The organism is Actinoplanes auranticolor (genome assembly GCF_018332655.1).
GTDB classification, from domain to species: Bacteria; Actinomycetota; Actinomycetes; order Mycobacteriales; family Micromonosporaceae; genus Actinoplanes; species Actinoplanes auranticolor.
In genome coordinates, this window is the sequence record NZ_BOQL01000018.1 from 292,658 (window position 1) to 317,920 (window position 25,263).

Sequence of the window (25,263 nt, forward strand, 5' to 3'; positions counted from 1 at the left end):
AAAGGAGGGTGGATGGCGCCGATCCGAACCGCTGTACAGGCGGCTGATCCGCTCACTCGCGCCGGACTCACCGGCCTGCTGCGCTCCAGCCGTGAGGTGAAGGTCGTCTTCGCGCTGACCCAGCGGCTGGCGCTGCGGAACCGGTCGCACGCGGTTGCCTACGCCGTCCGGGCCGGCCTGGTGTGACGCGAACCGCCCTGGCCACGGTACGCGCGTGGCGGCTGATCGGCCTCACGGCGCTCGGGGTGCCGATCGGGATCCTCGGCGCGGTGCTGCTGACGGTCTGCGTCGGCGCCCCGGTGCTCATGGTCGCCGGCGGCGTGTTGGGAGACCGGCCGGACATCGCGGCGGGAGCTGCGGTTGCCGGCGTGCTCGCCTCTGCCGCGGCGCTCGGCCTGGCGGCGCTCGACCGGGAGATCAGCCGGCACCTCGTGGACCCGGCGATGGCGCAGGCATGGTCACGGCGTCCGTGGACCTGGCGGCGGCTGGCGCGTCTGGTCGTCGACGAGACCACGTGGCGCCGCCTGCTGTGGCTGCTGGTCCGGGCGATGATCGGTTTTCCTACCGTGCTGTCGGGGTGGGCGGCGCTGGCGGGGATCTGGTCGTTGCTCGGCGCGCCGTTCCACCGGCTCACCGCCATCAGCCTGCTCGGGCCGCTCGCGGCGGTAACCCTCGCCTACGGGATGGTGCAGGCGGCGCGCGGCACCGGGTGGCTGCTCCAGCAACTGGCGGGCGAACTCCTCGGGCCCTCGTCGCGCGAACGCATCGCCCGCTTGCAGGAGCGCACGGTCGACCTGGAGGAACGGGCCCGGCTCGCCCGCGAACTGCACGACTCCGTGGGCCACAGTGTGACCGTGGTGGTACTGCAGGCCGCCGCCGCACGCAAGGTGCTGCGACGGGATCCGGCGTTCGCCGAGGAGGCGCTCGGCGCCATCGAGGAAGCGGGCCGGCGTACGGTCGGTGAACTCGCCGGGGTCCTGCGCCTGCTGCGCGCCGAACCGGGCCACCAGCAGCTCGATGCCCCCGGCCTGGAGCGCCTTTCCGTCCTGCTGGAGTCGACCCGGGCCGCCGGGCTGCCGGTACAGCTGCGCACGGACGGTAACCTGGCCGCGGTGCCGGCGCCGGTCTCGCACGTGGCGTACCGCGTCGTCCAGGAGGCGTGCACCAACGCCCTCCGCCATGCAGGTGGGGCGGCGACCGAGGTCGACCTGCGTATCGACGGCGAATGCCTGGAGGTTGGGGTGCACAACCACGCCGGCCGGTCAGCCCCGGCCCAGGTCCGCGGAAGCGGGCGCGGGCTCGCCGGGCTGCGCGAGCGGGTCGGCGATCTGGGCGGGACGCTCCAGGCCGGCCCGGCCGGCGACGGTTACCGCGTCCATGCCCGCATCCCGCTGGGCGGCGATTCGTGATCCGGTTGCTGCTGGTCGACGACGACCGGCTCGTGCGCAGCGGCCTGCGGGTCCTGCTCGACGGCGAGCCGGGCCTGACCGTGGCCGGTGAGGCCGGTGACGGGGGCGAGGCCGTTGAGCGCTGCGCCGCCGCCGGCATCGACGTCGTGCTGATGGACGTGCGCATGGCCGGGATGGACGGGATCGAGGCCACGCGCCGGATCACGGCCCTGCCCGGCGTGAGTACGCGGGTCCTGGTCGTGACCACGTTCACCGATGAGGAGTACGTGTTCGACGCGCTCACGGCCGGAGCGTCGGGGTTCGTGCCCAAGAGCGCCGAGCCGGCCCAGCTCGTGCACGCGATCCGGGTCGTCGCCGCCGGTGACGCGCTGGTGCTGCCGGCCGACACCCGCCGCCTCGTCGAACGGTCGGTTCCCCGGCGGCCACGCCACTCCGACCCGCGCCGGAAGATCCTCGACCGGCTGACCCCGCGCGAGGCCGAGGTGCTGCGCCTGATCGCGGGGGGTCTGTCCAACGGCGAGATCGCGACCGAGCTCTACGTCGGCGCGGAGACCGTCAAGTCTCACGTCGGCAACGTGTTCGCGAAGATCGGTGCGCGGGACCGTACCCAGGCCGTCATCTTCGCCTACGAGAGCGGGTTCGTCCGCGCACCCTAGGGGGTTTCTCCCCCACCGGGGGGAGGAGCATTCCCCGCAGTACGGGGATCCGTCCCGGCGGGAGTTCCGTGAGGCTTCGAGGCATGAAGATCCGACGTATCGCCTCCTGGTTCCTCGCCCTCCTGCTCCTTCCGCTCGGGATCGCGGTGACCGCTGCCGTCGCGTTCCTCGCCGCGCCGTCGTTCGACCGTGTTGCCGCACTGCTGGCCCTCGCCGCGGGGGCCGCCGCGGTCACCGGTGCCCTGGCCGGCGTCGCCCTCGGGCGCGGGCTGGGCCTGCCCCGCGGTATCGCGGTGGCACTGCTTGCGGGAGTCGCCGCCATTCCGGCACCGGTCCTGCTCACCGTGGCCGCCGCCGACGGCCGTACGCAGCCCGCGGCGCGTGACACGGCCGACCCTCGCGGCCCGCACGAGGTGACGGAGCTGTCGACGGGTTCGCGGGTCGCCGTCTGGCGCCGGCCGGCCGACCTGCGGAAGCACCGGACGCCGGTGGTGTTCCTGCACGGCGGCCCCGGCATGTACACCCAGGCCGGCAAGATCGCCGAAGGAGCGACGCTGCGGGCGGCCGGATTCGACACCGTCTACTTCGACCAGGCCGGCGGCGGGGCGTCCGGAAACCTCCCCGTCCGGGAGTACACCTTCGAACGGGCCGTCGCCGACGTGGAAGCACTGCGGATCAGCCTCGGCGCGGACCAGCTCGTCCTGTGGGGCAACTCCTACGGCGCGTCGCTCGCCGCGGCCTACACTGCCTCGTACCCCCGGCGCGTGGCCGGACTGCTGCTGACCTCACCGGGAACGTTCCCCGGAACACCCGCCGTACGGGACTACACGCCCACCGACTCCGGCGGGGACAGCGGGGTGTCCGGACGCTTGCTCCTCACCGGCCTGCTGCTGAGCCGCAACCCGGAGCTGGCCGAGGACCTGTCCGACCAGGCCGAGGCCGGAGCGATGGTCGACCGGACCACGGGCGACGCCGTCAGCGGGTTCGTCTGCCGCGGCGCCGACGACGGGCCGGTGCAGGCTGAGGCAGCCGCCGGGCACGGGGGCAACCTGTTCGCCAACCAGCTGATCACGCCCGGGGTCTCGGCGTTCCGGATGCCGACGTCCGCTGTGCCGGTTCCCGCGCTGGTGGTGCACGGCGGGTGCGACTTCATCCCGCGCGCCAACGCCGAACGCTATCTGCGCTTCACGCAACCGTCCCGGCTGGTGGAGGTGGCCGGCGACGGCCACTCCCTGCACATCAACCGATCCGTGGTGGACACGGCGGTCAGCACCTTCGCGGCGGACGACCTGGCCGATGTCCGCTGAAACGCTCGGCGCGGTCACAGCCGACGGGCAGGCCACCGCACCGACGCTGGCCGACAGGTTGCGCCGGGTGCGGGCCGCGACGTCAGGGCATGGAAGGCTGGTTGTCGCGGACGGACGCGGTGGCACTGCTGCGCGGACGCGGTCTCACCGAGTGGCACGTATCGGCATCAGCTGTCGGCAGCCCTCGGCCGGGTCACGGAGACGCTCTGGCAGCGCGCCACCGGGTCCGATCGCTGACAGCGGGGGGCGCCGCCCCCGGCGCCCCCCGCTGGCGGAAGGATCAGACGTCGTACACGCGGACCCAGGCCACCTCGAACATCGCCGGCGTGATGCCCTTGCCGTCGAAGTTGTCGAGCTGGATCGTCAGCCGCCCGTTGTTCATGGTCTCGATGTCCCGCCTGATCGAGTTGCCGCCGCCGCTGAGCGTGTACCACTCCTTGCCGTCGATGAAGCCGCGGATGTGATCCGGCGTCCACTCGAAGGCGAAGTTGTGCCATTCGCTCAGTGGTGCACCGCAGTCCGTCTGGACCTTCCTGACCTGCTGGACGTCGACATCCTCGTCGTGCGGATAGTGCAGGAAGGCCTGGGCGCACTGCTCACCCGGCGCCATGTTCTCCAGGAAGTCGTACTCGCCGTTGATCGGCCAGCTGTTGTCCGACGGGAAGATGAGCAGCAGCGGATGGTGCTGCTTGCCGTTGCTGGAGGCGGTGTTCTTCGAGCGGACCCGCGCCTCCCACCGGCCGTGCGTCGTCTTCCACTTGTTACCCACCCAGCCGGACTTCGCGTCGGCGCTGCCCGTCATGATGAGTCTTCCGTTGTCCACCGTCGTCTTCTCGGGGCAGCGGAGGGCGTCGGCGTGGTGCGGGGTCGGGTCGCACGACGGCTTCGACTGACTCCACTTGGTGGCGTCCGGCGCACCGACGTACTCGAACTCGTCGCTGAAGTCGGCCCGCGCCGTACCCCAGTTGTGCCGCACCGCCGCCTGGTCTCCGTCACCGGCCGGCGCGGTCGCGCTCGGCCGGGCGCTGATCGTCACCGGGCTCAGCGTGCCGGTCGCGGTCCGCGGAATGACGGTGAACGAGTAGTAGGACTCGTTCTTCAGCAGGTTGAACTGATGGGTACGGGTGTCCGCCGGCCGTTCCGTGCTCCACGGGCCGTTGTCCCGGGAGTCGGTGCCGTCCCGGCCGACGTTCCAGCCGGTGATGTCCTTGCGGTCCGTCCGCCAGGTGATCGACACGGTGCCGTTGCCGGGAGCGGCCGACAGCGTCACGTCCGGCTTGACGATCGGCCGGTACGCGCAGGCCGTACTCGCGAAGCTGCCGCCGGCCGGCAGGTCGGTGGCCTTGGTCAGCACGTTGGCCCGCACGGCCGTGGCCGGGGCCGTGAACTGGCCGGACACCTTGGTGAAGGCCCGGGTGCCGGGCACCGGGAGGAACCCGCCGTTGGTGCGCCCGAGGTACCCGCTCGTGGCCGAGTACCAGTCGACCTCCATCCGGACCCGGGCCGGGGCGGAGGTCCGGGCCTCCGCCGAGAACTCCCAGACCGCACCGGCCAGCACCTTCTGCTGCGGCAGGAACATGCCGGCCGTGACGGCCGTGCTGTGGGAGACGGAGTACTCCGCCGTGGCCGACGGATGGTCGGTGATCGCCTGCCGGGCCCCGGTCACACCGGGGCCGTTCGCCCCCCACGACTTGTCACCGGCGGCCGGCTCGGGCTTCGCGCATTCGTTGTCGGACACGCGGTGGATCCCGGAGGTCAGGAAGTCCTGCACGTCCTGGTCCGACCCGTTCAACGCCTGCTGTGCGGCCCGGGCCAGATTGCCCCGCCCGGAGGCCGTGGCGTCGTTCATGATCGTGGTCAGCTGGGCCCGTTGCTGCAGGCCGATCTGGCGCAGGGCCTCCGCCGTGTCCCGGCGGAACGCGTCCGCGAGTCCGGTGTGGATGAACGCCGACCAGACCGCCGGGTCGGAGCTGCGCAGCGTGGCCGTCGCGGCGAGGTACACCTGGGTATTCGGTGTCGCCCTGGTCCAGGCCCAGCGCACGAAGCCCTCGTCGCTGGCGGCCAGCAGTCCTTCGTCGGCGGCGATCAGGAACAGGGCGGCGGCCCGCTTGCGGGCCTCCCGCTCCCGCAGTGCCTGCCGCTCCGCCTCGGTCCGTTCCTGGTCGGCCGCGATCTCATCGAGCCGATCCTGTTCCCGGGCCGCGACGATGCCGGTGCTGATGAAGTCCCGCTGCTGCTGCGCGGTGCCGCCGAACGCCGTCAGCGCCCCCGCCCGCACCAGCGCACCGGTCGCCTGCAGATAGACGGCATAGATGAATTCACGATCGGCCAGCAGCAGGAGCTCCGGCGTCACCCTGATCTCCAGACTCACCAGCGCGCGCTGCTTCACCTCCCGGGCCTGCCGGGCGGCGCCCGCGTCCCGCACCTCGTCGGCGACGTCCCGGTCCTTGGCGGCGTGGATGCCGGACTCGATGTAGACGGTGCACTCGTCGAACCTCGTGGAGCTGCTGTTCATCAGGGCCAGCTCGGCTGACGCGCGAACCTCCGTCGCTTCGCCCGCGTGCTGCCACAGCGCGAACACGAAGTCCCGCTCGTTGAGCACCAGCCAGCTGTCCGGCGCCACCACGCCGACGACGGCGGCCGCGCGCACCCGGTCCTCGATGGACGACTCCAGACCGTCCGCCATCCGCTGCACGGCCGATGGCGGTGCGGCGCTCGCGGCCGGTCCGGCCAGGCTCAGCCCCATACCCAGTACGACGGCAGCGGCGGCCACCGATCTCAGTGTTCTCGACGTTTTCATGATTCCCTCCCGCGGGCATCGGCGAGCACACTTATAGGCCGCGCCGATACACGTCAGCTCCAGCGCCGATACATTCACCGGCATACGTGGCCGTTTGCGGTCAGGGCCGGCCGGCGGAACCATTCTGCGTGTTCCACTGTGGCCGCTGTCGATCCTCGGCCCCGGTGAGGGAATCATGAATGCAAGAAAGCGAATGCTGGCTGCCGCAGCGGGGGCCGCACTGTCCGGACTCCTCGCCGCGCCCGGCCCGGCGCACGCCATCCCGGCTCCGCTCAGCGCACCGTCCCTGACCAGCACGGACATCCGGTCCGGCGACTGGGTCTACGTACGCTATCTGGCCGGATCGGACAGCCGGTCCACCGTCAAGGCCGCCGCCTGGAAAGCGCTGACGAGCAGCAGCGTGGACGCGGCGATAGCCCGGTTCATCGTCTCGGATTTCCCGTTCGCGAAAAAGCGGGCGGCCGACGCCAAGGTGCGCAACGCCGATTTCGCCCGCCGGGTGCTGGCCACCCATACCGCGGAATTCGCGCCGGAAGTGCATGCGGCCGCCCGGTACGCCCTCGACCACACCGATGCCGACCGCGATTACTTCGCCCGTACCGGATATGCCGCCGCCAAGGAACGCGACCGGGTGGCGCGCGAGGCGACCGGTGAGCAGGCGGCCGCGCTGGCCCAGACGGACCGCGACTTCGTCGCCCTGCTGCGGGACCATGATCCCGGCGAGCAGGTCCGGGCGGCGGCGACCTTCGCACTGCGGCCCGCCGCCACGGACGCCGACCTGGTGGAGTTCTTCGCGCACGACTGGGTCGGCGCCGCCGCCCTGGACCTCGAGGCGTTCCGGCTCGGCTGCGTCGACGCCGACATGCTGTGGCGGGCCACGTCCGCGGGCCTGGTCACCCGCGCCCGCGCCGCCGAGCAGGCCGCCCGGGACGCCGCCGGTGAAGCCGCGACCCAACTGCGGGACGCCGCCGCCCGGGCCTGGCGTGAAGCGGGTGCGCAGACCGGACCGGCCCGCGTGGCCTGGGCCCAGGCGCAGCTGGTCGCCGAGGAACAGGCCGCGAACTGGCAGCAGGTGGCCCAGGTGGCCGGCGCGGCGACGGGCCTCAACTGGCACGCGATCGCCGGCACCGCCGGGGCCACCGCGGACAGCTGGGCGGCCGAGCGCCAGAACGCCGCCGAGCAGGCCGCCTACTGGCAGGCGCTGTACGCCGAGGCCCTGGCCGGCGAGCGGCGCACGACCCCCACGGATGGTGCCGCATGAAACGCCTTCTGGTAGCCCTGCTGGTGGCGTCCGGATTCCTGGTCGCGCCGGCCCCCACCCCGGCGTCCGCCGCGGCCCGACCGGCCGCCGTCCGCGATCTGCCCCCCATTTCCGTGCCCCCGCTGGTCACCGAGGTCTGGGACGGCCGGACCGGCGTGCACTTCCCCACCGACCCACGCCTGCGCCAGCTGGTCGCCGACACCGCCGAGCTGCACGCCGAACCCACCGTCCGGGACGCCGCCGCCGAGGCCCTGGCCTCCGACCAGCCCGGCGCGATCATGCGGTTCCTCAACGAGACCCAGCCCCGGCTGGAGGACGAGGCCGACCAGCGCCGCATCGACACCGCCCGGCGCAACACCACCACGATCCGCGCGATGGCCGGCACGGGCGTACCGGGTGGCTACTTCAACACCGAGGTCGACCGGGTCCTGCGGGGCACCGACACCGACCGGGCGCTGTTCCTGGCGTACGGCGCCGACATCGCCCGCGGCCGGGACACCGCCGCCGCAGCCACGGAGACCGACCGCCGCCGGGTGCTGCGCGAGCGGCTCACCCTGCTGATCGCCGCCGCCCCCGCCGAATCGACGATGAAACGCACCGCCACGGCTGCCCTGGCCGGCGACGACGCGGGGGTCGCGGCGTTCTGGAACACCGGATACCTGGCCGCGGCGACGGCGGACGCCACCGCCCGCGAGCAGTATCTGGCCGACCTGGAAGCACGCAACAAGGCCGCCGAGGACCTCTCCGACCTGGCCCAGCGCGCCGCGCGGGCGTCGGAGGCCCGCCGGCACCTGCTGATCGCCCACGGCAACGCGGTCCGCGAGCTCCAGCGCACGGCGAACGCGATGGCCGGGGCGGCGAACGCGGCCCGCTCGGCGGAACGCATCCTGGCCGGCACCTCCACCACCAAGACCGCCGAACTGAACGCGGCCAAGACGGCGACCACCACCGAGCTGACCGCCGCGCAACAGGCGGCGCAACGGGCCCAGGCCGCGGCCATCGCGGCCCAGGCGGCTGCCGACACGCTCATCGACACCGGGCTGACGTACGGCGCGGAATGGACCTTGATCGTCCAGGGGATGCACCAGGCCGCGACGGCTGCGGTCGGGGCGACGCAGACCGCGGCGCACGCGGTGGACGCGACGATCGCGACGAACAACGCGCAGGACGCGCAGGCCCGGGCCGAGGCGCACGAGCGGCAGGCGGTGCAGTGGCGCCTGCACGCGCAGGAGCATGCGGCGGCGGCGAAGAAGCTGGCCGACGCGGCGAAGGCACAGGCGAACGCGGCCAAGACGGCGGCGGCGCGGGCGAAGGCGGCCCGGGTGGCGGCGCAGGCGGCCGAGGCCCGTGCCTGGGCGGCCGCGGAACGGACCCGGCAGCAGCGGGTCATCGCCGAGGCGGAAGCTGCGACCGCACGCTCGGCGCGGCTGGTCGCCGAGCAGGAACGGGCGAAGGCTGCCGGCCACCGAGCGCAAGCGGAACGGCAGGCGGCGGTGGCGGCCAACGCGCGTCGCAACGCCGACCAGCAGGCGGCCGTCGCGGCGGCCGCGTACCAGCGTGCCAAGGCGTCGGACGCCGCGGCCCTGAACGCCGCTGACACCGCTTGGCGCCAGGAAGGGCTGGCCGCGCGGGCACGGGCCGCAGCCGAGAAGGCCGAGCGGGAACACCAGGTCGAGGTGGCCAAGCATCAGGCCCTGCAGACGTGGGCCGCCGCGACCCCGGCCGGCGAGGCCAAGGACGAGGCACAACGGCGGGCGGACCAGGCGAAGCGCGACGCGGACGCGGCCGGCGCCGCAGCCCGGAACGCTCGGAAAGCGGCACACACAGCGACCGGCGCGGCAGCCACCGCGCGTAGCGCCGCCACGGAGGCGAACCGGTCCGCGGAGCGTGCCTGGGCGGCATCGCAGGAGTCCCGCGCCGCAGCCGCCCGAGCGGACGCGGCGGCGGGCCGGGCCGAGGCCGAGGCGAAAGCGACCCATCGGGCACGCCTGCAGGCGGACGAGAAGGCCGCCGCGGCCACCGCCCAGGAGGCCCGGGCCGCCGAAGCCGCCAATGCCGCGGTGCGTCTGGCCCAGCAGGCGGCGGACGAGTCGGTCCAAGCGTTGTGGGCGGCGCAGCGAACCCAGGCCGAGGCAGAAGCCGCGACCATGGAATCCGTCGCGGCGGCGGCCCAGGCCGAGATCGCGGTCACCGCCGCCGTCGCCGCCCGGGCGTCGTCGGCCGGCATCGCGCAGCCCCACAACGCCGCCCTGGCCATGGTCCACCCGTTCACTAGTGCGGACATCGACGCGGACTTCGTGGCCGCGGTCGCCGAGCAGGCAAGAGTCATCGGCGCGGAACAGGCCGCCGCGGCCACCGCCCGGGCCCGTGAGGCGCTGGCAGCAGCGGAAGCCGCCGCGGACGCCGCGGACAACGCCACCGGCCAGGTGAAGATCGCCTTCACCGCGGCCGCTGAGGCAGCGCGCTCGGCATCCGACGCCGCAGCTTCGGCGGCGGAGGCGAAACGCGCCGCGGCCGATGCCGCGGCGGACGGCGCCGCCGCTCGCAGCGCCGCCGCCGGAGCCGCACGGGCCGACGCCCAGGCAAAGGCCGACGCACGCGGAGCCCGCAACGCCGCGAACGAAGCTTGGAAGGACGCCGCGATCGCCGGCCGCAGCGCCGCTGACGCGCGCAGCGACGCCGACCAGGCAGCCGCGGCGGCTCGCACGGCGGAGACCGACGCGGCCGCGGCGAACACCGCGGCCGCGGCGGCCGAACAGAACGCCTCGGCGGCGCAACGTGCGGCGGACAGCGCCCAGGCCCACGCGGACAGTGCAGCCGAGGCCGCGGAGAACGCCCTCCAGCACGCCATCGCGGCGCAGGTCGCCGCGGATCGCGCGGAGAAGGCGGAACGCGACCGGATCAACCTGGCCATGGCTCAGGCGGCGGCCGGACAACCCACCCCACCGACGCCCGACGACATCCTCTCCGTGCTGAGCGAGGAGGAACAGCAGCTGTACCGCGAGGCCGAGGCCATCAACGGCATGAGCCTCATGGACTTCCTCATCCAGGAGCTGGGCGAGCTCTTCTGGGAGCTCAGCGGCCTCGGCAACATCCATGCGTGCATCGTCGAAGGCGACCTGCTGGCGTGCCTGTGGACGCTGGTCGAGCTGCTGCCGTGGGGCCGGATCTGGAACGCCGTCGAAAAGCTGATCAAGTTCGCACCCCGGCTCTACACCTTCATCACCAAGTCCCAGGAAGCCGCCAAGACGCTGGCCGGCCTGCTGAAAAGGGCAGACGAGCTGCGGGACTGCCGGAACAGCTTCCTGCCCGGCACTCCGGTGCTGCTCGCGGACGGTCGCGCGGTGCCGATCGAGGACATCCGGCCCGGCGACCACGTGCTGGCCACGGATCCGGTCGCGAACCTGACCAGGCCGGAGCCGGTCATCCGGCTGCTTCGCGACACCGGCGAGAAAAATCTGGTGGACATCACCGTGGACACCGACGGGGACCGCGGCGACGCGACCTCGACGATCACCGCCACCGGTAGCCACCGGTTCTGGTCACCCGAGTCCCGTCGATGGTGGCCCGCCGAGCAGCTGGAGACCGACAAGCTGCTGCTGGACGACAGCGGCAGATCGGTGCGGATCACGGCCGTCCGGGAACGGGTGGCGACGGCCACCGTCCACAACCTCTGGGTCGCCCGCATCCACACGTTCTTCGTCCTGGCCGGCGGCACCTCGATGCTCGTCCACAATTGTGACGACATCGCCCTCGGTCTTCGGGACCCGGACGAAGGATTGTCGTTGGCGGATTTCGCGGAGCAGGTCGGCGGCGCCATGTACACCGACTGGCCGTCCGGCATCGACTATTGGATGAGGGACTTCCGCGGGTTCCTGAAAGACGGCAAGACCAAGATTCACTTCAACCTGGACGGCATCGACGATTGGCGGGAGTGGTCACGCCAGGGCGCGGAGGAAAGTGACCCCGACCTCGGGTACCTGATGACGGCGTGGGAACTCAACCAGGTTCTGACCAACGAGTCGGCGAAATCGCGGACGACCTTCTATCGGAACGGTAAGGCATGCAAACTGGAAGGCTCCCCGTCGTGCTGAACGCCCTGTTCAAACCGTGGCGGTACGTCATCGGCCATTCCGATCTGGAACTCAGGAGCTTCGGGCCGGACGGGTCCGTCACCCATGTCACCTTCACCGGAGTCAGCGCCGTGAAGCTCAAGGCCAGGTATTCCCCCTTGACACTGGACCTCGCCGTGGGGGAAGAGGCGCGGGAAATTCTGGACTTCTCCGACCCCGCAGGGCGGAGCAAGCGAGTCCTCCCGGTGCTGATGACGCCTGACTTGCGGGACGGATTCGTCGCGTGCATGGCCTTCGAGGTGAAAGAACGCAGCGGCCCGTCGGGCGTCGATGCCAACGGAATCCCCCTCGGTGCGGAGGATCTGATCTTCCGCTACCGCAAGGACGGCTGAGGTGCGGGGCGTGATCCGCGGAGCCGCCGCGGCGCTGGCCCTGACGGTGGCGGGCTGCTCGGTCGAGCAGCCCGCCGGGCAGCCGCCCGCACCGAGCGCGTCGGCCCAGGCACCGAGCCCGACCTCGAGCCCGGCCCCGGCTCCCAGCCCGACCCGCAGCGCGGCCGACGGGACCGACGTCAGGGCCTGCTTCGACGGCACGTGTGAGATCACGGTGACAGGCAAGAAGCGGATCCCCCTGACCACGAAGCTCGGGGTGAGCGGGCTGACCGTCTCGGTGGCCGGCCCGAGCAAGGTCCAGGTGGCGTCCGACGACGGCATGATGCGCGCCGGCGGCGGGCCCGGCGCGCGGCTGGGGCTCAACGGGCTGCTCGTCGAGGTGATCGAGGTGCGCGACGGCACCGCGCTGCTCCGGATGTCGGGTCAGCGCAGGTGATAGCCGACGCCGCGCACGGTGTGCAGGACGGGTGGCGGCCCCAGCTTGCGGCGGATCTGGGCGATCAGCACGTCCAGGACGTTCGAGGCCGGGGGCACCACCTCGTCCCAGGCGGCGGCGATCAGCTCGGCCCGGGGCACCGGCACGCCCCGGGCGGTCAGCAGCCGCTCCAGGACGACGAACTCCTTCGCGGTCAGGGCGAGCGGCCGCCCGTCCCGGTGGGCCTCGTACCGGCCCGGGTCCAGGGACAGGCCGGCGAAGCGCAGCACGGGCGAGCCACCCGACCCGCCCCGGCGGCACAGCCGGCCGACCCGGGCCAGCAACTCCGGCATGGCGAAGGGTTTGCCCAGGTAGTCGTCGCCCCAGGAGAGTCCCTCGACGCGCTCGGCGGGCGCGCTGCGGCCCGTCAGGAAGAGCACCGGCACGTCCCAGCCGGCGCTGCGGCGGGCGGCCACGTAGCGCAGGGAGTCGCCGGCCGGCAGCATCCGGTCGAGCACGGCGCAGTCGTACGCGTTGACGCTCAGCGCCTCGTCCGCCTCGGGCAGATCGGTGGCCGTGTCAACGGCGAACCCCGCCCCGCGCAGCGCCACGTCCACCGCCAGCCGGAGGTTCGCGTCGTCCTCCGCGACAAGCACCCGCACAACCGCACACCCTATCGGGCAGCAGATCCCGCAGCAGGATCCCGGCCTGGAACCGGCTGCGCGCACCGAGCCGGTCCATCACGCCCGACATCATCCGGCGCACCGACCGGGCCGAGATGCCCAGCCGGACCGCGGCGGACTCGTCGGTCATCCCGGCCGCCAGCAGCTTCAGCAGTTCGCGCTCCCGCCCGTCCAGCTCGATCATGCGACGAGCTCCAGCGGGCCGGCGGCGCAGCCGGCCAGGTGCCGCACCAGGACGTGGGTGCGGTATCCGTCCGGGCCGGCGGCTTCCAGCAGTCCCCCGTCGACCAGCACGTCCAGCGACGCGCGGGCGGCGGCCGGGGAGACACCGAGGGCGCGGGCGGCGGCCGGCACGCCGAACTCGGCCGGCAGGGAGCCCAGCGCGGGCCATGCGGCGAGGCGACAGCCGTCCAGCCGGCGCCGGGTGCCGGTGAGGATCCGGCAGGAGTCCTGGTCGAGCTCCGACGCCAGCCGGCCGACCGTCCACTGCGGGCGGCTGCGCAGGCGCGCGGCCGCCTCGAGCAGGGCGGCCGGGAGCCCGCCGCAGTGCCCGATCACCGCGGCACCGGCGGGTGCCCCGGCCACCGCTGCGAACAGGGCCGCCGCGGACCGTCGGTCGAGGGGCTCGACGGCGATCCGGTCGGCGTGGGCCGGGTGCCAGCCGCGGTTCCGGGTGGTCACCACGGTCCGGGACTCGGCGGTGGCGGGCAGCAGCGGGGAGAGCTGGTCCTCGTCGGCGACGTCGTCCAGCACGATCAGCAGGCGCCGGTGCGCCGTCTCCGAACGCCACAGGGCGGCCCGGTCGTCGAGCCCGTCCGGGATGTCGCCCGCCGGCACCCCGATGCCGCGGAGCAACCGTACGAGTGCATCCGCAGCGGGCAGCGAGCCGCGCAGCTCGACGAAGAGCTGGCCATCGGGATGATCGGCCGCCATCCGGTGCGCGGCGTGCACCACCAGCGCGGTCTTGCCCGCGCCGCGCATGCCGTCGACCAGCACCAGCGGGCCACCCCGGCGGATCGCGGTCAGCTCGTCGGCCCGGCCCACCAGGCGCACGTCGCGCGGCAGTTCACGACGGGCACGAGGGGGACGCGCGGGCTCGCCGAGCGCCACGGACCCGGCTGCGGCCAGCCCGGGTCCGGGGGCCACGCCCAGCTCCGTCTCCAGCCGGTCCCCCGCCCGCCGGTACGCGATCAGCGCCTCGGCCCGCTGACCGGTGGCGTGCAGGGCCCGTACCAGCCGGGTCCAGGCCGCCTCCCGCAGGGGCGCGTCCGTGGTCACCTGCCGCAGGACGGCCACCGCCTCCCCGCTCCGGCCCGCCTCCAGCAGCCGGTCGGCCAGCTGCTCGCGCAGGTCCAGGCGCAGCTCGTCGAGCCGGGCCACCGCGGCGTCGGCACCAGGGGTCGGCACCCCGGAGAACGGCCGGCCGCGCCACAGCCCGAGCGCCCGTTCGAGCAGGCTGATCGCGGTCTGCGGATCGGTGGCGCGGGCGTCGGCCGCGAGCCGGGTGACCACGTCGGTGTCCAGCTCACCGGGCCCGACCTCGATCCGGTACGCGTCGGTGCGGCCCTGCAACCGCTCCGGCGCCGGGAGCAGCCGGCGCAGCTGCCACACGTACGTCCTGAGGTTCGGCACCGCCGACGCCGGCCCGCCACCCGGCCAGACGCTGTCCACCAGCCGGTCGACCGGCACCCAGGCGCCGGGTTCGAGCAACAGCGTGGCCAGCACAGTCGCCGGTTTGCCGGCCGCGAGCCGGTGGGTGTGCACCTCGATCGGCCCGAGCACTCCGAACAGCACCGCCCCGTACCTCCTCGCCGGCCGCCCGGACGGTGGCCGTCGTCAATACCATCCATCCAGGCACATGAGGATCCGGTGACATGACCTCCGGGAGGCGGCAGTGCGGGTGATGGTGGTCGAGGACGACGAGAATCTGCGGCTCGCCGTCACCACCGAGCTGGCCCGCACCGGCCTGGAGGTGGACGAGGCCGCCGATCTGGCCGGCGCGGACCGGATGCTGGGCGCCGGCTCGGGGTACGACTGCGTGGTGTTCGACCGGATGCTGCCCGACGGCGACGCGCTGTCCTACGTGCAGCGGCGCCGGCGTGAGGGCTGGACGTCGCCGGTGCTGTTCCTGACCGCGCTGGACACGGTCGCCGACGTGGTGGCCGGGTTCGAGCACGGCGGCGACGACTATCTGGGCAAACCGTTCGCCATGGCCGAGCTGACCGCGCGGGTGCATATCCTGACCCGCCGCGCGGGCACCGCCCGTCCGTCGGTGCTCCGGTCCGCCGACCTGGAGGTCGACTGTGCCCGCCGGCAGGTACGCCGGGCCGGCGTGCTGCTGGGGCTGACCACCAAGGAGTATGCCGTGCTGGAGTATCTGATCACCCGGGCCGGGCAGGCGGTGAGCCGGTCCGAGCTGCTGGACCACTGCTGGGACAGCAGCACCGACCCGATGTCCAACGTGGTGGACGTGACGGTGCGCCGGTTGCGCGGGAAGCTGGGAGAGCCGGAGATGGTGCACACCGTTCGCGGGCGCGGTTACCGGTTCGCGGAGCCGCGCGGATGACCGGGTCGCCGCTGGATCGCCTCCGCCGCCTGCCCGTACGGATCGCCGCCTGGTCCGGCGCGGCGGTCGTGCTGGGCGTGGCCGTGCTCGGAGGGCTGCTGATCCGGGCGGACACCACCCAGCGCGAGGTTCGGATGGACGGTGAGCTGCGGCGGGTGACCTCCAGCGTCATGCGGCTGGTCCACTTCGACGACGGCACCGTCAACACCGTGGGGGTCAGCGAGGACGAACTGAGCCGCGGCTGCCCCGAGTTCGCGATCCTGCCCGGCAGCACCGAGCGGTTCTCGGCGTTCGTCAGCGGGCTGGACTGTCTCCCGATGCCGGCTGGCGTCCTCGAGGAGCTGGCCGTCCGGGCGGTGGACAGCGGCCGGCTCCGGGCGGGATACGTCTACGACCGGGACGGGGGCCGCGTCCGCTACGGCGTGGAACCGTTCCGCAAGCCGAACGGCCAGTTCGTCGGCGCGGTGGTCGCGGTGCGGGACGCCGGGGACGCGGACGCGGCGCACCGGCGGTTCGCGCTGGCGGTGGCCGGCGGCTGCCTGCTGCTCCTGGCCCTGGCCGCGACCGGGGTGCATCAGCTGTCCGTGCGTGCCGTCCGGCCCGCCGTGACCGCGCTGGAACAGCAGGAGACGCTGCTCGCCGACACCGCGCACGACCTGCGCACGCCGGTGGCCGCGTTGCGGGCACTCGCCGAGTCGGCGCTGCTCAACCCCGACCAGCGGACCGCCCTGCTGCCGCGCACGGTCGACCTGGCCCAGCGGATGGGCACGATCATCGACGGCGTGCTGATCCGGGCCCGGCTGGCCGCCGGGGTGGAGCCGCTGCGCCGCGAGCCGATCTGGCTGGACCAGCTGGTCAGCACGGTGGTGGACGAGACACCGGCCGAGGGCGCCCGGGTCACCGTGACGACCGCGCCGACCTGGGTGGAAGCCGATCCCGCCCTGGTCCGCCGGGCGATCGGCAACCTGCTGGACAACGCGCTGCGGCACGGGCGTACGCCGGGTCAGGCGGCAGTCGTGCACATCACCGTGGCCGGCGGCCGGGTCATCGTGGCCGACCACGGCCCGGGCATCGATCCGGCGCTGGCCGCGGCCACGTTCGACCGGTTCACCAGCACCGGCGGGTCCAGCGGTCTGGGACTGTCCATTGTTCGCTGGGTGGCCCAGGCACACGGCGGCACGCTGCGCGTCTACAACGCGGACGAGGGCGGGGCCATCTTCGAGATGGCTCTGCCCGAGGGGGTTGGATGAACTCTGGACGACTAATGGACCATCCATGTACGTGGTTGTCTATGCTGGCCGGGTGACCAGGCCTGCCCGATCGACCAGGTGGCGCGGACTGCGGGGGCGGTTACCGCTCACCATCCTGCTCGCCGCCTGTCTGGTGGCCGCCGCGGCGGCTGTCTCCGGGGCCGGCACCACACCGGCCGGGCTCTCCTTCGCCGACGTCGGGCGGTGGTTCGCCGACCCCGACGCCGACCAGGTCTTCCATGTCAACGGCGCGACCCGCAGCATCGACGCGTACACCCAGATCGTGGGCATCGAGGACGGCAGCGAGGTGGTGCAGGGCGAGACCAGCGGGTACGTGGTCGGCCCGACCCGGATCACCGAGTTCGACAAGTCCAGCCTGACGCAGCAGGACACCACCGTCCCGCCGGCCGCCGAACCCCCGGTGCCGGTCGAGGTGAAGGGCGGTCCGTACCTGGTGTACCGGCAGGCCGGCAGCATCGTCCGGCTGGGCGCGCGGGCGGCCACCATCCCCACCGGTGGCGTGGTGGGCCCGCCGGTGGCCGCTCCGGACGGCACGCTGTGGCTGCACCGCCCCGACGCCGGCCTGCTCTGCCACCTCGCGCCGGACGCCGACCGGGTCTCCTGCACGGTGGCCGTGCCGGCCGGCCGCCACGGCGCGCTGACCCTGGCGCGGGGCGCGGTGACCTTCATGGACACCGACGCCGACACCCTGAGCCCGGTCCACGCCGACTCGCTCGGCACGCCGGTCGCGCTCGACATCGACCTGCCCGACGAGGTGCAGGTGGCCGGCGCGGACCTGCACGGGCGGATCGCCGTCCTCGACCCGCGGACGCCGCGGCTGCTACTGGTGGACGCGGACTCAGGCCAGGCTGTCCGCGTCACCCTGCCGAGCGGACGCTGGACTGCTCCGGCGGCCGGTCGCTCGTCGGTGGTGCTCCTGGACGCGCAAGCGCGGCGGGTGCACTCGTACGCGTCGGACGGCCGGGCCCAGGGCACCACGGCGGTCCGGGCCGGCGCCGGTGAGCCGCGCCTGAGCCGGGGCCAGGACGGGCGGGTCTACATCGAGGGCGGGGACGGCCGGAATGTGCTGGTCGTGGACGACCGCGGCGGGGTCGGCGCGGTGACCGGCGGTCCGGCCACGGCCGCGGGGCCCGTCACCTCGGCCTCCGGGCCCGTGCCTCCGATGCCCGGCACTACTCCCCCTTCGGCGCCGGGCACGAGCCCCGCGGTGCCTCCCTCGTCCCGTCCCGGTGCGCCGACCGGGCCCGGGACGACGCAGGACACCACCGCGCCACCCCGAGCCGGTCTCCCGGAGGCCGATCTGCGGCCGGTTCCGGCCGGCGTGCCCGGCATGCCCCCCGATCTCAAGGTGGTCGCCCGGGGCCCCCAGCTGGTCGTCACCTGGGGGGCCGCCGCGCCGCACGGGGCTCCCATCACCGCGTACCACCTGGCGTGGGAGCCCGGCGGCGGATCGATCCACCCGGGCGGGGCCCGCTCGGCGACCATCTCCGCGCCGATCCGAGGAGTCACCTACCGGATCACGCTGGCCGCGAAGAATTCGGCGGGTGTGGGCGCTCCGGCCACCGTCACCATCCCGTACCGGACCCTGACCGTGCGCCGCGGCGTCTCGGCCGAACACCTGCCGGATTGTCTCAAGCCACGATGCGCCAAGTTCCACATCGAACTGCGCGGCTTCGACCCGAACACCAAGTACGAGATCGACCCGTACTCCTCCGTCCACGGCGACTTCAACCCGGGGGCCGGGCTGACGACCGACGAGAAGGGCGACCTGACCTCGAGGAGCCGATTCCCGTACAGCGGCATCGGGGACACCGTCTGGGTCATCGTCGACGGACAGGAATCCAACCACTACGTCTGGCCGCCCGGTGACTGAGCCGGCCGCCACCCGGGTCGCGGCCCGGATCATCGAGAACGTGCAGCGGATCATCCGCGGCAAGCCCGAGCTGGTCCGGCAGGCGGTCGCCGGTCTGCTCGCCGAGGGACACCTGCTCATCGAGGACGTCCCGGGCCTGGGCAAGACGTCCCTGGCCCGGTGCCTGGCCCGCAGCGTCGGCGGCACCTGGCGGCGCATCCAGTTCACCCCCGACCTGCTGCCCGGCGACATCACCGGCGTCACCGTGTACCAGCCCGGCGATCAGCGGTTCGTCTTCCATCCCGGCGCGGTGTTCGCCAACGTGGTGGTGGCCGACGAGATCAACCGCGGCACCCCGAAGACCCAGTCGGCGCTGCTCGAGGTGATGGCCGAGGGCCAGGTCACGGTGGACACCGAGACCCATCCGGTGCCGCGGCCCTTCCTGGTGGTGGCCACCCAGAACCCGATCGAGCTGGAGGGCACGTACCGGCTGCCCGAGGCGCAGCTCGACCGGTTCCTGATGCGGCTGGCGGTGGGGTACCCGGACTTGGAGTCCGAGGTGCGGGTGGTGCTCGGCGACCGGGCCGGGGAGACCCCGGACGACCTGCGCCCGGTGGTGGATCTCGGCGCCCTGCGGGTGGCGATCGCCGAGGTACGCGCGCTGCACGTGGAGGACCTGGTGGTGGAGTACGCCGTACGACTGGCCGCCGCCACCCGGGGCCATCCGGCGCTGCGGTTCGGCGCCAGCGTGCGCGGCAGCGTGGCGCTGGTCCGGGCCGGTCAGGCGTTCGCCGTGATCGACGGCCGGGACTTCGTCACGCCGGACGACATCAAGGACGTCGCGGTGCCGGTCCTGGCCCACCGGCTGGTCCTCACCCCCGAGGCCGAGCTGGGTACGCGGAGCACCGGGGACATCGTCACGGAGGTGCTCTCGTCCACCGCCGCCCCGCTGACGGCCCGCGGCCGCTGACTGTGCGTCCGACCCGGCGCGGCGTGACGGTCCTGGTCGCGGCGGCGCTGCTGACCGCGTACGGCTGGTGGGGGTCCTATCCGCTGGTGACTCTGCTCGGCGTGTGCGGGCTCGCCGTCGTGCCCGCCGTGCTGCCGCTGACCGGCGGGCGGCTGCGGGCCGAGGTGACCCGGACGATCGAGCCGGACCGGGTGCAGCGGGGACGGCCGGCCCGGGCGGTGCTGCGGGTCCGGAATGCGGGCCGACGTCACCAGGGCGGTTTTACCGCGGTCGACTCCATCGGAGCCACCTCCCGCACCGTACGGGTGGACAGCCTGCGCGCCGGGGCCGAAGCGGTGCACGAGTACGCGCTGCCCACCACCGCCCGCGGCCGGGTCACCGTCGGCCCGCTGAGGCTGGACCGCACCGACCCGCTCGGACTGACCAGGAACAGGCTGACCGTGGGCGGCGCGGTGACCCTGGTGGTGCATCCGCGGCAGCTACCGGTCCGGCCCCCGTCCGGTGGGCACGTCCGGCACCAGCAGGGCGGCCGGCTCACCGACGACGCTCCCGGCGGCTCGGCCGACCTGCAGGACGTCCGCGAGTACGTACCCGGCGACGAGGTGCGGCACCTGCACTGGAAGGCGACCGCGCACACCGGCCGGCTGATGGTGCGCGACCTGGCCGACGCCCGGGAGAGCCGGTTGACCGTCCTGCTGGACACCCGCGCCGGCGTCCTGTCCGCGGGCGACTTCGAGGAGGCCGTCGACCTGGCCGCCTCCCTGCTCTACGCGGCCGCCCGCGCCGGCCACCCGTCCCAGCTGGTCACCCCGGGCGGCCGGGTCATGCCGGTGCACAGCGCCGGACCTGCCCTGCGTCAGTTCCTGGACGCGCTGTCGGAGATCCGGGCCGACGCCACCCCGGTCACCGGCCTGCTGCTCCCGCCCCGCACCGGCCGCGTGGTCGTGATCACCGCGGCCGGCATCCCGCCACCACCGGGCCGGGCCCTCGTCGTCCTGCTCGGCGCCGGCACCTCCGCCCCGGGATCGGGCCGGGTGATCCACGCCGGCGACGCCGCCGACGCGATCCGCCGGTGGAACGAGGCCGGCTGGTGAGGACCACGTCCGTCGTGCTCGCCGCCGCGGTCGGGGGGATGCTCTTCGCGCCGGTGTTCGGCGTCCCCGCTCTCCTGCTGGCCGTGCTCGTCCCGGCTCTCGCCGTCCTGCTGGTCGCCCGGCTGTGCGACCGCGGCGCCGCGTTGCGCGACTGGCGGCCGCTGTGCACCGCCGCGGCCGGCCTGCTGACCGCCGCCCAGATCCTGTGGTGGCCGGCGGGCATCCTGACCCCGCGCCTGCTGCCGTCGCTGCGCACCGGCGTCACCGAGTCCTGGCGGCTGGCCCTCCAGTCGACCTGGCCCGCCCGCCCGGACCCGGAGCTGCTCGTCTTCGTCCCGCTGCTGGTGGTGGCGGCGGCGGTGCTCGGCGTGGAGCTCGTACACCGGCTGCGCGCTCCCCTGCCGGCCCTGCTGCCCAGCCTGGCCCTGGTCGTCTTCACCCAGCTGTACGCCGCGCTGCCCCCGCTCCCCGCGACCGTCGCCGCCCTCGCGTACGCGGTGCCGGCCGGGACGCTGCTGGTAGCGGCCCGGCCGGCCGGCGCGCGGGTGTCGTGGACCTGGGTCCCGGCGACAGCGGCGCTCGCCGCCGTGGTCCTGGCCGGCCTCGCCCTGCCGGACACGCCGCCGCGCTACACGCTGCGCCAGGACCAGGTGGTGCCGCTGGACGACACGGCGCTCACCAACCCGCTGGACGAGATCGCCGTACGTCTGCGGGACCCCGATGCCGAGGTCTTCCGGGTCGGCGGCGACACGCTGCCGGACCGCTGGCCGCTGGTCGTGCTGGACGCGTTCGACGGGGTGAACTGGACGCCCGCCGCGACCTTCCGGTGGCTCGGCTCGGGCCTGGAGCCGGGACCGGGTGTCACCGTACGGGTCGAGGAACGCACCGCGGAGATCACCACGGCCGGCACCGGCGGACCCTGGCTGCCCAGTCAGAGCTGGCCCGCCTCGGTGCGCGGCGCGGACCCGGTGGTCGTCCCGGAACACGGCACGCTGCTGCGGCCGGGACCGCCCGGCCCGGCGCGGTACACGCTGAGGTGGTGGGAGCCGCGGGTGGACGTGGCCGCGCTCGCCGGGGCCGAGGTGGACCCGGACGCTCCGGGCGGGCTGAACGGCATCGGGGAGGCGCCGGCCGGGGTGGCCGTGCTGGCCCGGGAGGCGACGCGGGGCCTGCGGCCGTCGTTCCGTACCGCACTGGTCCTGGAGGACTTCCTGCGGACCCGCTACGACCTGGCGGTGGGCACCGACCTGCCGACCGGGCACGGGTGGCCGCAGCTGACGAAGTTCCTGCTCGAGAACCGGCGTGGCACCAGCGAGCAGTTCGCGACGTCCTACGTGGCCCTGGCGCGGATCGTCGGCATCCCGGCCCGGGTGGCGGTCGGCTTCCGCGCGCCGGCCGGCGCGACGACGATCCGCAACGGTGACGTGCTGGCCTGGCCGGAGGTGGCCGTGCGGGGGGTCGGATGGGTGCCGCTCAACCCCGGTGGCCGTCCCTCCACGACCCCGTCGGCAACCGGCGGGCTGGCCGCGGCGGCCGAACAGGCGCGGGCCGGTCTGCCCGCCCCGGACGACGTCCGCAACCCCCCGCTGGGCCGCCCGGGACCCGGCGCTCCCGCGTCCGGCCGCGACGGCTGGCCCGGGCTGTTACTCCTGCCGATGGTGCCGCTGCTGCTCTGGCCGATCGCCGCGCCCGCCGCCTGGGGCCTGCGGGCCCGCCGGCGCCGGCGCCGAGCCGGCCGGGAGTCGGTGGTGGGCGCGTGGGCGGAGGTGCGCGACCGGCTCCGGGCCCACGGGGTCCCGGTGTCGTCCGCGATGACGGCTCGTGACCTGGCCGCGGCGGCCGAGCCGGTCACCGATACCGCGACGGGCGACGAGCTGCGCCGCCTGGCCGCCACGATGGACCGGTCACTGTGGTCGGGACGGTCACCGGACCACGAGCAGGTCGAGCAGACCTGGGCGGGCGTCCGAAGCGTCCGCCGGGCGCTGGCCCGCCGCGGTCCCCGGGCGCGGGTACGGGCGACGCTGAGTCTGCGCGGTCTGCTGCCGCCCCGCTGACTCAGGCCGGGCAGTCCGCCGTACGGATCGGCACCGGGTCGCTCTTGACGAAGGAAGTCCCGTCCGTGCCCTGCACGGTCATGCAGTACGGCAGGTCCGGCTCGACCCGGACCTCGAAGCTCGTGGTACGCCCGGCCAGCATCACCTGCGGCGTCCGGCCCCGCGGCGTGACCACGACCGCATACGTCAGGCCGGCTCGTCCCCGCCACCTCAGCTCCACGACGTCCCCGCGATCGACCGGCGGGGCCACGGCCAGACGCGCGGCCGGAGCGGAACTCACCACCGGGCCCGCATTGCTCGTCCGTGCCGGTTCGTCCTCGCCGTCCCGGGCGATCAGCACAGCCCCGGCCACCGCCACCGCCACGACGCCGACCGGGATCACCCAGCGCATCCGGCGCGCCGGCCGGTGCGGCCCGAACTCCACGATCGGCCCGCCCCGCGGCAACCGGACATCCGCGCGCCCGGCGGCGAACCGCAGCACGGCCGCCAGCCCCGCCCGGTCGTCCGTCCCCGCGCGGCCGGTGGCGAAGTCGGTCAGCACCGCAGACCCGTCGGCCCGGAACAGCACGTTGCCCGGCGTCACCGCCCCGTGGGTGAGCCCGGCCGCCCGGACGGCGTCGAGCGCCCCGCTCACCGTGGCCTCGAGCTCGGCCACCTCGTCCGGGTGCATCGGCCCCGTCGACGCCACCAGCTCAGGCAACGACTGAGTGACCAGCTCCCGCCGTACCGCCCAGCGCCCGTCCGGCAGCCGCACCAGCCGGGGCTCCGGCACGACGATGGACTCGTGGTCCGCCAGCACCGACAGTCGCCGTAGCCGCGCCTGGATCCGCCGCCGGGCCCAGGGTCCCGGGTGCCCGTCGAGCACCTTCAGCGCGTACGCCGCGCCCGTACGCCCGTCGACCCCGGCCAGGACGGACGCCGCCTCGTCCAGCGGCACCAGGTCGTCGTGAGACACGGACCCGCCCCTTCGACACTCCCCGGGAGATTCATGACATTCCGTTCAGCCTAGACGGCGTCGACGCCGCTCGATCCGGCGGAGCCCGTGCGGCGGTGATGTTGACAAGCCGGGAGCCCTGCCCTAGCTTTTAGCTAATGGCAGTAGCCAAACGGCTAATGCACGAATCATGGGGAGATCGTTGTGACCGAGTTCCTGGCCGTCGACGCCGGCACGATCGCCTACGAGGTGGCCGGTGACGGGCCGCTGGTCGTGCTGGCGCACGGCATGGGCGACAGCCGCGCGGCGTACCGGTTCGTCACGCCGGAGCTGATCGCCGCCGGCTACCGGGTGGCCGCTGTCGACCTGCGCGGCACCGGTGAGTCGAGCGCGCAGTGGCCGTCGTACAGCCGTACCGATATCGCGGGTGACCTGATCGCGGTGATCCGCCACCTCGGTGGCCCGGCCGTGCTGGTCGGCCACTCGATCTCCGGCGGGGCCGCGACCATCGCGGCCGCCCGGGCGCCGGAGCTGCTCACCGGGATCGTCGAGCTGGCGCCGTTCACCCGCGCGCAGACGGTGAAACTGAGCGACCTGAAGTCCGGTGCCTACCGCAAAGGCGCGCTGATGCTGGCCCGCACCATGATGGGCAGCGCCGGGCAGTGGCTCCGGTACCTCGAGCACGCCTACCCGGGCACCAGGCCCGCCGACTGGGCCGCCCGGCAGGCTCAGATCGAGGCGATGGTGCGCGAGCCCGGCCGGATGAAGGCGCTCCAGGGCATGCTCAAGGCTTCGCCCGCCGACGCCGGGGCGCAGCTGGGCAACGTGCGCTGCCCGGCCCTGATCATCCAGGGCTCGCTCGACCCGGACTGGGCCGACCCGCGCGCCGAGGGCGAGGCCATCGTGGCCGCGCTGCCGGCCGGCCTGGGACGGCTCGAGATCATCGAGGGCGCCGGGCACTACCCGCACGCCCAGTACCCCGGCGAGACGGCGCGCCTCGTGCTCGCCTTCCTCCGGGCGAACGCCCGTGCCTAGCGCCGAGCTCGCCCCGGCCGGCGAGCAGACTCCCGGCGTGGTCACCGGCCGGCCCCTCACCTGGCTGCGGATCGAGGGCCTGGCCGTCGCCGGAGCCGCAGTGGTTCTCTTCGCCGCCACCGGTCACTCCTGGTGGCTGCTCCCGGCGCTGTTCCTGGTTCCGGACCTGTCCTGGCTCGCCTATCTCGCCGGGCCGAAGGCCGGCGCGTGGTTCTACAACCTCGCGCACTCCGCACCGCTGCCCTTGGCCCTGCTCGGCGCCGGAGCCTGGTGGGACAACAGCGCACTCACCGTCGCCGGTGCGGTCGGCCTGTTCCACCTCGGCCTGGACCGGCTCCTGAGATACGGCCTCAAGTACGACCACAGCTTCGGTCTCACCCACCTCGGCAGCCACGGCCCCCGCCAGCACCACTGACTGGTTCGAGGCGACAGCCGACGGCGGCGGCCACCGGTGCGGGTAGCACCGGTGGCCGCCGGGTTCACGTCGATGG

21 protein-coding genes are annotated in these 25,263 nt (G+C 73.9%); 16 read left to right on the forward strand and 5 right to left on the reverse strand.

Annotated features, from left to right (window positions below):
• Window positions 1-12: 12 nt before the first annotated feature.
• The 4 genes from Aau02nite_RS48050 to Aau02nite_RS10685 all read left to right on the forward strand — a co-directional run bounded on the left by Aau02nite_RS48050 (window position 13) and on the right by Aau02nite_RS10685 (window position 3,372).
• Complete coding sequence (locus tag Aau02nite_RS48050) at window positions 13-186, forward strand: hypothetical protein (protein ID WP_212988177.1); 174 nt, start codon at window positions 13-15, stop codon at window positions 184-186.
• On the forward strand, window positions 183-1,409 hold the full coding sequence (locus Aau02nite_RS46325) for a sensor histidine kinase (RefSeq protein WP_246595044.1): 1,227 nt from the start codon (window positions 183-185) through the stop codon (window positions 1,407-1,409). The genes Aau02nite_RS48050 and Aau02nite_RS46325 overlap by 4 nt, the downstream gene beginning before the upstream one ends.
• A complete protein-coding gene (locus Aau02nite_RS10680) occupies window positions 1,406-2,065 on the forward strand; it encodes a response regulator (RefSeq protein WP_246595045.1) in 660 nt (219 codons plus the stop codon). Before Aau02nite_RS46325 ends, Aau02nite_RS10680 begins: the two co-directional genes overlap by 4 nt.
• 83 nt (window positions 2,066-2,148) lie before the next feature.
• Window positions 2,149-3,372, forward strand: coding sequence for an alpha/beta fold hydrolase (locus Aau02nite_RS10685; RefSeq protein ID WP_212988179.1), 1,224 nt, complete (start codon window positions 2,149-2,151; stop codon window positions 3,370-3,372).
• 280 nt (window positions 3,373-3,652) lie between these two features.
• Here the strand turns inward: Aau02nite_RS10685 and Aau02nite_RS10690 are convergent, their stop codons facing one another.
• The gene (locus tag Aau02nite_RS10690; RefSeq protein ID WP_212988180.1) at window positions 3,653-6,145 is read right to left on the reverse strand and encodes a family 16 glycosylhydrolase; all 2,493 of its coding nucleotides are present in this window, start codon (window positions 6,143-6,145) and stop codon (window positions 3,653-3,655) included.
• A gap of 220 nt (window positions 6,146-6,365) precedes the next feature.
• Between Aau02nite_RS10690 and Aau02nite_RS10695 the strand changes: the two genes are divergently transcribed.
• The 4 genes from Aau02nite_RS10695 to Aau02nite_RS10710 are packed head-to-tail and all read left to right on the forward strand — an operon-like array spanning window position 6,366 to window position 12,334.
• Entirely contained in the window at window positions 6,366-7,433 is a 1,068-nt protein-coding gene (locus tag Aau02nite_RS10695) for a hypothetical protein (protein ID WP_212988181.1), read from the forward strand.
• Window positions 7,430-11,527, forward strand: coding sequence for a Hint domain-containing protein (locus tag Aau02nite_RS10700; RefSeq protein WP_212988182.1), 4,098 nt, complete (start codon window positions 7,430-7,432; stop codon window positions 11,525-11,527). The genes Aau02nite_RS10695 and Aau02nite_RS10700 overlap by 4 nt, the downstream gene beginning before the upstream one ends.
• Window positions 11,521-11,898 (forward strand): hypothetical protein, encoded by a 378-nt coding sequence (locus Aau02nite_RS10705; protein ID WP_212988183.1) that lies wholly within the window; start codon window positions 11,521-11,523, stop codon window positions 11,896-11,898. Before Aau02nite_RS10700 ends, Aau02nite_RS10705 begins: the two co-directional genes overlap by 7 nt.
• Window positions 11,899-11,908: 10 nt before the next feature.
• Window positions 11,909-12,334: a P-loop NTPase family protein gene (locus Aau02nite_RS10710; protein WP_212988184.1), complete on the forward strand. Its 426-nt coding sequence runs from the start codon at window positions 11,909-11,911 to the stop codon at window positions 12,332-12,334.
• Here Aau02nite_RS10710 and Aau02nite_RS10715 read toward each other — a convergent pair.
• From Aau02nite_RS10715 to Aau02nite_RS10720, 3 genes are read right to left on the reverse strand one after another with little or no spacing between them, the layout of a single operon-like run.
• Window positions 12,322-12,975 (reverse strand): response regulator transcription factor, encoded by a 654-nt coding sequence (locus tag Aau02nite_RS10715; protein ID WP_212988185.1) that lies wholly within the window; start codon window positions 12,973-12,975, stop codon window positions 12,322-12,324. The genes Aau02nite_RS10710 and Aau02nite_RS10715 overlap by 13 nt on opposite strands.
• On the reverse strand, window positions 12,893-13,180 hold the full coding sequence (locus Aau02nite_RS48055) for a helix-turn-helix domain-containing protein (RefSeq protein ID WP_438841119.1): 288 nt from the start codon (window positions 13,178-13,180) through the stop codon (window positions 12,893-12,895). The genes Aau02nite_RS10715 and Aau02nite_RS48055 overlap by 83 nt, the downstream gene beginning before the upstream one ends.
• On the reverse strand, window positions 13,177-14,790 hold the full coding sequence (locus tag Aau02nite_RS10720; RefSeq protein WP_212988186.1) for an AfsR/SARP family transcriptional regulator: 1,614 nt from the start codon (window positions 14,788-14,790) through the stop codon (window positions 13,177-13,179). Before Aau02nite_RS10720 ends, Aau02nite_RS48055 begins: the two co-directional genes overlap by 4 nt.
• A gap of 109 nt (window positions 14,791-14,899) precedes the next feature.
• Between Aau02nite_RS10720 and Aau02nite_RS10725 the strand changes: the two genes are divergently transcribed.
• Genes Aau02nite_RS10725 through Aau02nite_RS10750 form a run of 6 tightly spaced genes read left to right on the forward strand, consistent with a single transcriptional unit; the run spans window position 14,900 to window position 22,803 of the window.
• Window positions 14,900-15,562, forward strand: a complete 663-nt coding sequence (locus tag Aau02nite_RS10725; protein ID WP_246595059.1) for a response regulator transcription factor — start codon at window positions 14,900-14,902, stop codon at window positions 15,560-15,562.
• A complete protein-coding gene (locus Aau02nite_RS10730) occupies window positions 15,559-16,812 on the forward strand; it encodes a sensor histidine kinase (protein ID WP_212988188.1) in 1,254 nt (417 codons plus the stop codon). The genes Aau02nite_RS10725 and Aau02nite_RS10730 overlap by 4 nt, the downstream gene beginning before the upstream one ends.
• Before the next feature lie 52 nt (window positions 16,813-16,864).
• A complete protein-coding gene (locus Aau02nite_RS10735) occupies window positions 16,865-18,706 on the forward strand; it encodes a fibronectin type III domain-containing protein (protein ID WP_212988189.1) in 1,842 nt (613 codons plus the stop codon).
• Window positions 18,699-19,655, forward strand: coding sequence for an AAA family ATPase (locus Aau02nite_RS10740; RefSeq protein ID WP_212988190.1), 957 nt, complete (start codon window positions 18,699-18,701; stop codon window positions 19,653-19,655). Before Aau02nite_RS10735 ends, Aau02nite_RS10740 begins: the two co-directional genes overlap by 8 nt.
• A 23-nt stretch (window positions 19,656-19,678) precedes the next feature.
• Complete coding sequence (locus Aau02nite_RS10745) at window positions 19,679-20,749, forward strand: DUF58 domain-containing protein (protein ID WP_212988191.1); 1,071 nt, start codon at window positions 19,679-19,681, stop codon at window positions 20,747-20,749.
• The gene (locus Aau02nite_RS10750; protein ID WP_212988192.1) at window positions 20,746-22,803 is read left to right on the forward strand and encodes a transglutaminase TgpA family protein; all 2,058 of its coding nucleotides are present in this window, start codon (window positions 20,746-20,748) and stop codon (window positions 22,801-22,803) included. Before Aau02nite_RS10745 ends, Aau02nite_RS10750 begins: the two co-directional genes overlap by 4 nt.
• 1 nt (window position 22,804) lies before the next feature.
• On the opposite strand, the gene Aau02nite_RS10755 is transcribed toward Aau02nite_RS10750, so the two are convergent.
• Window positions 22,805-23,758: a protein kinase family protein gene (locus tag Aau02nite_RS10755; protein ID WP_212988193.1), complete on the reverse strand. Its 954-nt coding sequence runs from the start codon at window positions 23,756-23,758 to the stop codon at window positions 22,805-22,807.
• Between the two features lie 183 nt (window positions 23,759-23,941).
• Between Aau02nite_RS10755 and Aau02nite_RS10760 the strand changes: the two genes are divergently transcribed.
• Together Aau02nite_RS10760 and Aau02nite_RS10765 are read left to right on the forward strand one after the other, a co-directional pair.
• On the forward strand, window positions 23,942-24,772 hold the full coding sequence (locus Aau02nite_RS10760; RefSeq protein WP_212988194.1) for an alpha/beta fold hydrolase: 831 nt from the start codon (window positions 23,942-23,944) through the stop codon (window positions 24,770-24,772).
• Entirely contained in the window at window positions 24,765-25,187 is a 423-nt protein-coding gene (locus Aau02nite_RS10765) for a DUF4260 domain-containing protein (protein WP_212988195.1), read from the forward strand. The genes Aau02nite_RS10760 and Aau02nite_RS10765 overlap by 8 nt, the downstream gene beginning before the upstream one ends.
• The last annotated feature ends 76 nt before the right edge of the window (window positions 25,188-25,263 follow it).